This is a genomic window from Shewanella sp. SM101 (assembly GCF_025654465.1).
GTDB lineage: Bacteria > Pseudomonadota > Gammaproteobacteria > Enterobacterales > Shewanellaceae > Shewanella > Shewanella oncorhynchi.
The window spans coordinates 1-3,180 of sequence record NZ_JAKKRH010000102.1; the positions used below are offsets into that span (position 1 = coordinate 1).

The following is a 3,180-nucleotide window of genomic DNA, read 5'->3' on the forward strand; positions in this document are numbered from 1 at the left end:
TAGGAGCAAGCCCTTTGCGCTCGACCTGAAGCTGCGTTACCCACTTACTGACCGTTGATTTACCTACGTTCATGGCTTTGGCTGCCGCTTCTTGTGTATAGCCCTGGTCAATGACTAATTGGGCAGTTTCGAGCTTAATCGCTGCGCTATATCGTGCACGTTTACTTTTATTCATTTTGTCACCTAAATTCGCTATGAATGAGATCATAACATTTCTTATTAGGTGGCCAAATTCAGTGTGCCACTACACTGGTATAAAGGTTTTCCAGTAAATAGTCTCGATATCTCACGATTGGACTTTCCTCTACCTTGTCGGTGCAGTCATATATTGTTAACGGACATTTTTTATCAACCAGCAGTCCTGTCCTTGGGTGAGTATGTTCGGGGATTTCCGTATTCAGCCACCGATAGAAGCTCAATAGCGCAACTGCATGAGATTGAATTGTTTTATCTGAGGATATATCAGGGTCTGCCAACAAAGAGTGAAGATATAGATTAACCGGCACCACATTGATGCCATCGAGGTCTATTAAAATTGGAAGTTCATGAGCAAACGGTTTTGAGTTATCCCTAACGTCATGGATGATTTCGCCACTGTCAGGGTGTGGCTTACTGATAAATGAGGGATATTTATCACTATTAATCCATATAAGACAGTAGTCAAAACCGAAGTCATCTGGAAACGACTTATTCTGCTCAATCATATTAACACCTAAATCATCCGTTATTCACACTGATAAGCCTTGCTCAAGGGGTACGCGTTCATCCATCTACTTTTTCAAGATATCCAGACAAACAGTAAAACTGTAACTACCTATCTTCTCTTCGTCTAATTTATTTATCATGAAAAATTCCAACATGTGGCATCTAAAAAAATTCCCAACTGTAAGTTCATAATTAGATGAAAACACCTGCACATTATGTTGTCTGCATAGATGTTGCTGCTCAAAGTAAGGGACAAATTTTTTCACGCCAACGATCTTGGCCGCTCGATTTATTGCCACGCAACAACCGTCGTTGTTGCTGAGCACAATCGCAGGAAGTTCGCGCAAGTCGGGCCTAAAGACCATTTCGCACGACACATAAAAGGAGTTGGCATCAATTAGTCCGAACATGGTTGACTCAGATATCTTTCTAGCAGATTTGAATGCTCATGAAGTCGGATTGACTTGATGATCACCCCTTCAACCGAGAATGTATCGGCATCATCGATAGCAACGGACGTCATGTTTTGCTGTTGATCGATAGACACAAGTAAACGGCGTTTTTCATCGAGCAGCTTTACGGTAAATTCACCGTTATAATTCGCCACAACGATAGCCATGTTGCCACGTTGAGCGGCGCGGTCTATCACTAAAATGTCGCCATGATAAATGCCTACCCCCTCCATCGAACGACCCGCTGCGCGGCCAAACCACGTAGAACTAGGATGCTCTACCAGCAGTTGATCAAGACTCAAGGGTAATTCTACGTAATCAGCCGCAGGGCTTGGAAACCCCGAAATTCCCGCACTCGCATTGCATGTGATAAGTTTCATTGCAAATAACTACTGTATAAATAATCAGTAATAATAGCAGTAAAAAATAAAAATCTTAAATTTCTCTCATGCTACCGGTTCCAGACTGTTTTCGATGTGTGACGGAAAACCGAAAATAATCGGATTCATATAAAATTCACAAAATTTGCTCGCCTATAGACTCGTGTTAATATGATTCCAATTAATTTAAACGAGTAAACATAATGAAAACAAAAACATCAACCTTCGCGTTAACCGCTTTAGTCGCTACTGCTTTACTCGGAGGCTGTGCTTCTACACCTAAAACCGTTGAGCCTAAGAAATTAGATGAGGTCGGCATTCAAGCGGGTGATTCCTTTGCATTGCAATTACTCAAGCTCAGTGGCACCGCTATGAATGCGAGCGACAAGACGTTAACCGATGAAGAATGGAAAAAAATTAACGGTGCTGACAGCTCTGTTATGGCGTTAAATATGGCTTCTGGCGCAGCAGGCATTGGGATGTTGGGCGGCAGTGGCTTATCAGGTGGAATGCTTAATGCGGGGTTGTCGATTCTAGCAAGTAAAAACAAAGACCCATATCCAATTTTTAGTCTTATCCAAGTTATACCAGTTGAGCAGCTAGCTACTCATTCACAGGTTTTAGGGGATTATTTAGGTAAAAATATTGGCACTAATTATCGGTTGCAAGAGGAATCTTTTGGCAGTAAAAAGTTTTTGCGGTTACAGGTTGTTGGATATGATGGTTATTTAGCAACAAGTAAAAAATACGGAGATTGGGGTATGTTAATGGGATCAGTAAATTCCCCTATTTCGTCTCTGAGCAGCGAGCAAGCCGCTAAATTGTTTAATCGAGAATTTCCAACAGGAAATTATGTCGTTGTATCATCAGATCTCAGCTATTGTGCTGAATTACCATTATTTGACAGGCTCATTAAGATCACCTCTGAATACCCTTCATTTCTTTATGTACCACCTAAAATCCCTTCAAGCACAAAGCACTGTTTGGAAGCTGATAAGTTGAGAGCTAATTACCAACAAGTCATAGACTTAAACAGTAAAGATATTCACCTGTTACTAAAACCGCAAGCTATCTAGTGTTAATGGCCGCGATACCTTTTCTATCGCGGCCAGCGTTCACTCTATAACGGGCAGGATGGTGGCCTTGGGAAGCCTGAACAGTCTAAGTTCGTGGCAGGGGACGCATTCTTAAATGCTTCTCGCACTTTAACGCCAGTATCGACTCCTAATACTCCCTCAATTCGCTTATCGGCGCTGTCCCTCATGTCCTTATTGACCACGGCATCTTTGCCTGTTGCGTCCATACTAGGCTCAGGGAACATGCCTGATTCGGTCATTAAGCCGACCCATTCGGTAAAATCCACTGCGCCAAGATCGACTTTGGACAACTCGTCCGTATGCGTCTAGCGAAGTACACCTAGCATCGATGTTCTGATTGTCTAAAAATACCTGCTCAATGATAAATTTGGAGCAGGTGATGAAAACATACAGAACAACTACTCAGTGGCAGATGCTACTTCAACAACGCGGCTCGTTTAGTGGCACTAATATCGAATTTTGCCAACACCATAATGTCTCTATCACCACTTACTATAAACAGCGCGCTTTACTGGCTGAGTATCAGCCTAATTCAACCTTGCCAGT

Annotated in this window: 5 protein-coding genes and 1 pseudogene; 1 reads left to right on the top strand and 5 read right to left on the bottom strand. The window is 42.4% G+C overall.

Annotation, left to right across the window (positions count from 1 at the left end):
* The 4 genes and pseudogenes from L5M38_RS23895 to umuD all read right to left on the bottom strand — a co-directional run.
* Positions 1-175: transposase (locus L5M38_RS23895; protein ID WP_263178571.1), on the bottom strand; the 175-nt coding region annotated here is incomplete at its 3' end.
* A gap of 58 nt (positions 176-233) precedes the next feature.
* A complete protein-coding gene (locus L5M38_RS23900; protein ID WP_263180521.1) occupies positions 234-704 on the bottom strand; it encodes a hypothetical protein in 471 nt (156 codons plus the stop codon).
* A gap of 183 nt (positions 705-887) precedes the next feature.
* Positions 888-1,115 (bottom strand): annotated as a pseudogene (locus L5M38_RS23905) (DNA polymerase V subunit UmuC); the annotation flags it as partial.
* Positions 1,103-1,537 (bottom strand): translesion error-prone DNA polymerase V autoproteolytic subunit, encoded by a 435-nt coding sequence (umuD, locus tag L5M38_RS23910; RefSeq protein ID WP_263180522.1) that lies wholly within the window; start codon positions 1,535-1,537, stop codon positions 1,103-1,105. The pseudogene L5M38_RS23905 and the gene umuD, both read right to left, overlap by 13 nt.
* Before the next feature lie 203 nt (positions 1,538-1,740).
* On the opposite strand from umuD, the gene L5M38_RS23915 reads away from it, so the two are divergent.
* On the top strand, positions 1,741-2,613 hold the full coding sequence (locus tag L5M38_RS23915) for a hypothetical protein (protein WP_263180523.1): 873 nt from the start codon (positions 1,741-1,743) through the stop codon (positions 2,611-2,613).
* A gap of 44 nt (positions 2,614-2,657) precedes the next feature.
* On the opposite strand, the gene L5M38_RS23920 is transcribed toward L5M38_RS23915, so the two are convergent.
* Positions 2,658-2,924 (bottom strand): hypothetical protein, encoded by a 267-nt coding sequence (locus tag L5M38_RS23920; protein WP_263180524.1) that lies wholly within the window; start codon positions 2,922-2,924, stop codon positions 2,658-2,660.
* Positions 2,925-3,180: the final 256 nt, after the last annotated feature.